A 3,927-nucleotide genomic window follows, 5' to 3' on the forward strand; every position below is an offset into this window, starting at 1 on the left:
ATCGCCACCCCGTCGCCGTCGGCCGCCCAGACCTCCGGCTCCCCCACCGGCGCCACGGTGACGACACCCGCCCCCGACCTCGCGCCGGAGATGGTCCGGGCGATGCGTCGCGACCTCGGGCTGACCGACGCGCAGGTCATCACCCGACTCCGCGTCGAGGCGGGCGCCGCCAGCGTCGAACGGCGCCTCCGGGCCCGGCTCGGCACGGCCTTCGCCGGCGCCTGGATCCCGTCCGGCGGGCAACGCCTGACCGTGGCGGTCACCGATCCAGCGCTCGCCGGCGTCGTCCGGTCCGAGGGCGCCGAGGTCACCACGGCCGCCCACAGCGAGTCCACCCTGGACCGGGTCAAGCAGACCCTCGACCGCAACGCCGGGAAGGCGACCCCGGCCGCCGTCCACGGCTGGTACGTCGACGTGGCGGCCAACCAGGTGGTGGTGACCGCCGGGGCGCGGGCCACCGCGAAGGCGGCGGCGTTCGTCGCGGCCAGCGGAGTCAACGCGGACCTGGTCCGGATCGCCGAGTCGGCCGAGGCGCCCCAGATCCGCTACGACATCCGCGGTGGGGACCAGTACGTCATCAACGGCAACACTCTCTGCTCGGTCGGCTTCGCGGTGCACGGCGGGTTCGTCACCGCCGGACACTGCGGCGGGGTCGGCAGCCCGACGCTCGGCTACAACAACGTCGCCCAGGGCAACTTCGCCGGTTCGACCTTCCCGGGCCGCGACTACGGCTGGGTCCGCACCAACAGCAACTGGACCCCGCAGCCGTGGGTGAACAACTACTCCGGCGGCAACGTGGCGGTCGCCGGCTCCCAGGACGCCTCGATCGGCAGTTCCGTCTGCCGCTCCGGTCGGACCACCGGCTGGCGGTGCGGAACCCTGCTCGGCCGCAACGAGACGGTCAACTACCAGCAGGGTGCCGTGCACGGGCTGAGCCGCAGCAACGCCTGCGCCCAGGGCGGCGACTCCGGCGGCGCCTGGCTCAGCGGCAACCAGGCGCAGGGCGTCACCTCCGGCGGCTGGGGCAACTGCTCCACCGGCGGCGAGACCTGGTTCCAGCCGGTCAACGAGATCCTGGGCGCCTACGGGCTCACCCTGGTCACCACCGGCGGTGGCGGTGGAAACCGGATCATCAGCAACTGGAACAACAAGTGCATCGACGTGCCGAACTCCAACTTCTCCGACGGCGTACCGCTGCAGACCTGGACCTGCAACGGCACCTCGGCGCAGTCGTGGACCTTCGTCAACGGGACGCTGCGCACCCAGAACAACATGTGCATGGACGTGGCCTGGGGTTCCCGGGACAACGGCGCGACGATCCAGATCGCGAACTGTAGCGGCAACCCGGCGCAACAGTTCGTCCTGTCCGCCGCCGGAGACCTCGTCAACCCGCAGGCGAACAAGTGCGTCGACATCGGAGGCTGGGTCAACGCCGACGGCGCCCGCCTGATCACCTGGGAGTGCCTGGGCGGCGCGAACCAGAAGTGGCGGCGCGGCTGAGACCATCGAGGCGTGCGGGAGCCGGTCCGGCTCCCGCACGTCGGTGCCGCGGCTGACGCCGGGCGGTGCGAGATTCGGCGGTCAATCGTGCTCCGGAGCACCGGTCACCCGGTGCGCCGCGGCGTGCCGCACCTCTGCCACCAGTCTGCGCACATGTCCGCCCCGGGCCCGGTAGAGCGCCCGGCGCCCCTCCCGCCGCACACTCACCAGCCCGGCGAGGCGAAGCTTGCCGAGGTGTTGCGACACCGCGGGCCGGGCCATCCCCACCGCGGCGACGAGCGCGCTCACGTCGTGTTCGCCCTCGCTGAGCAGCCACATCAACCGCAGCCGTGTCCCGTCGCCCAGCATCCGCAACATCTCGACCGCCGCCCCCACCTCGCGGCCGCCAGGCGGCTGTTCTTGCAGGTCACTGGCACCTGCAACATTGTCGCGTGCGTACATGAGCACATATTATCGCCGTCGCCGGCGCCCGCCCGCGCGTCCGATATCGCCTGGGGGCACAGTGAGACCGCACGGTCACCACCCTGACCACCACCACTCCCATGATCGCCACGGCCGCGGGAAACTCGCCGCCGGTTGGCATCGGCTGCGCCACCTGGTCGTGCCGCACTCGCACGACTCCCGAGCGAAGATCGACCCGGCCCTGGAAACGTCCCGGGCGGGCCTGCGGGCCCTGTGGATCTCGCTGGTCGGTCTCGGGATCACCGCCGTCGCCCAGGGCGTCATCGTGGTGTTCTCCGGCTCGGTGGCCCTGCTCGGCGACACCCTGCACAACGTCACCGACGCGCTGACCGCCGTGCCCCTCGCCATCGCCTTCCTGCTCGGGCGCAAGGCGGCCACCCGCACCTACACCTACGGCTACGGGCGAGCCGAGGACGTCGCCGGCATCATCATCGTGGCCGCCATCGCCGCTTCCGCCGTCGCCGCCGCCTGGACCGCCGTCGACCGGCTCCTGCACCCCACCGGGATGACCCACATTCCCTGGGTGGCCGGTGCCGGCCTGGTGGGATTCGTCGGCAACGAACTGGTCGCCCGGTACCGCATCCGGGTCGGCCGCCGGATCGGCTCCGCCGCCCTCGTCGCCGACGGCCTGCACGCCCGCACCGACGGCTACACCTCCCTCGCCGTCGTCGCCGCCGCCGGCGGCGCCGCCCTCGGTTGGCACTGGGCCGACCCGGTCGTCGGCCTGGCCATCGCCGTCGCCATCACCTTCGTCCTCAAGGACGCCGCTCGGGAGATCTACCGGCGGCTGATGGACGGCGTCGACCCCGCCCTCGTCGACCAGGCCGAAACCACCCTGCGCGGCATCCACGGTGTCCGCGACGTGAGCGCGGTACGACTGCGCTGGATCGGCCACCGCCTGCACGCCGAAGCCGACCTCGTCGTGGACGCCGACCTCAGCCTGATCGCCGCACACGAGATCGCCGCCGACGCCGAACACCAACTCACCCACACGGTCGCCCGGCTGACCAGCGCGACCGTGCACACCGACCCGCACAGCCACCCCGGCCGGCACCACCATACCGACCTGTCCCACCAGCGACGGCACCTCGACGCATGACTCGCGGATGCCGTCCGCGAGGGTGGGCTCGGTCCTGGGCGGAGGCCGTCAGCGGTCCGGGGTCATCGGCGGCCGCCGCCGGCCGGTGCCCGCGACGCCGACGCGTTCCGGTGGTGCAGGAGTCGTTCGACGCCGAGCACGGTCGTCACCGCCACCGCGCCGATGACGGCGCCGGCGAGGACGTCACCGGGATAGTGCACACCGACCCAGACGCGGGCGAACCCGACGGCGGTCGCCAGGACGATCAACACCACTCCCCAGCGTCGGGAGAGAAACGCCGTGACCGCGAACGCCAGCGCGAATGCGACGGTGGCGTGGTCGCTGGGCATGGAGACGTCGCTGGCATGCGGGATGAGCTGGTGCACCACGTGGGTCTGGAACGGCCGCGCCTCGTGGTTGAGGTGCCCGACCGCCTGGCCGAGGCCGAGGGCGAGAAGCAGCGACGCCCCGACCCGCACCAGCACGGCCCAGACACCGGTACGGAGCAACGTGCGGCCCGGCACCAGTGTGACCGCCGCCATCACGAAGATCAGCCAGGTCGCGGTCCACTCGAACAGGTCGTCGACCGGGTCATGGGCGCCGGCTGCCCCGTTGATCATCTGGAACAGGTGGTAGTTCATCCCCAGTAAGCCTCCGTGGTGTCGGCTACCAGCGGGTAGCCGCCAACTGCCGTGGACTTCCGGCGCCGACTCCCACAGGGAGCCGAATCGCGGCGCCGTCTACCAGGGTTATCCAGGCGAGCTGAGTTTGCGCTGAAAAGCCGAGGTCCGCAGCGGCGGTCAGCCGAACGCAGAGGCCGCTTCAAGATCATTGCGTATGGGGGCGCGGAAATGGCCACCCTCGCCCGCCCTCAGACTCAGCAGGCC

Annotated in this window: 4 protein-coding genes; 2 read left to right on the forward strand and 2 right to left on the reverse strand. The window is 71.8% G+C overall.

Features of this window, described 5'->3' with window-relative positions:
- The coding region (locus C1I95_RS32430) for a ricin-type beta-trefoil lectin domain protein (protein WP_438941359.1) at positions 1-1,500 on the forward strand (1,500 nt) is incomplete at its 5' end.
- 81 nt (positions 1,501-1,581) lie between these two features.
- Here the strand turns inward: C1I95_RS32430 and C1I95_RS32435 are convergent.
- Positions 1,582-1,941, reverse strand: coding sequence for an ArsR/SmtB family transcription factor (locus C1I95_RS32435; RefSeq protein ID WP_111219741.1), 360 nt, complete (start codon positions 1,939-1,941; stop codon positions 1,582-1,584).
- A 160-nt stretch (positions 1,942-2,101) separates the two neighbouring features.
- Between C1I95_RS32435 and C1I95_RS32440 the strand changes: the two genes are divergently transcribed.
- Positions 2,102-3,061 (forward strand): cation diffusion facilitator family transporter, encoded by a 960-nt coding sequence (locus C1I95_RS32440; RefSeq protein WP_233514027.1) that lies wholly within the window; start codon positions 2,102-2,104, stop codon positions 3,059-3,061.
- Between the two features lie 62 nt (positions 3,062-3,123).
- On the opposite strand, the gene C1I95_RS32445 is transcribed toward C1I95_RS32440, so the two are convergent.
- Positions 3,124-3,681 (reverse strand): phosphatase PAP2 family protein, encoded by a 558-nt coding sequence (locus tag C1I95_RS32445; protein ID WP_111219745.1) that lies wholly within the window; start codon positions 3,679-3,681, stop codon positions 3,124-3,126.
- Positions 3,682-3,927: the final 246 nt, after the last annotated feature.

Origin of the sequence: Micromonospora craterilacus (genome assembly GCF_003236315.1) — a bacterium.
GTDB classification, from domain to species: Bacteria; Actinomycetota; Actinomycetes; order Mycobacteriales; family Micromonosporaceae; genus Micromonospora; species Micromonospora craterilacus.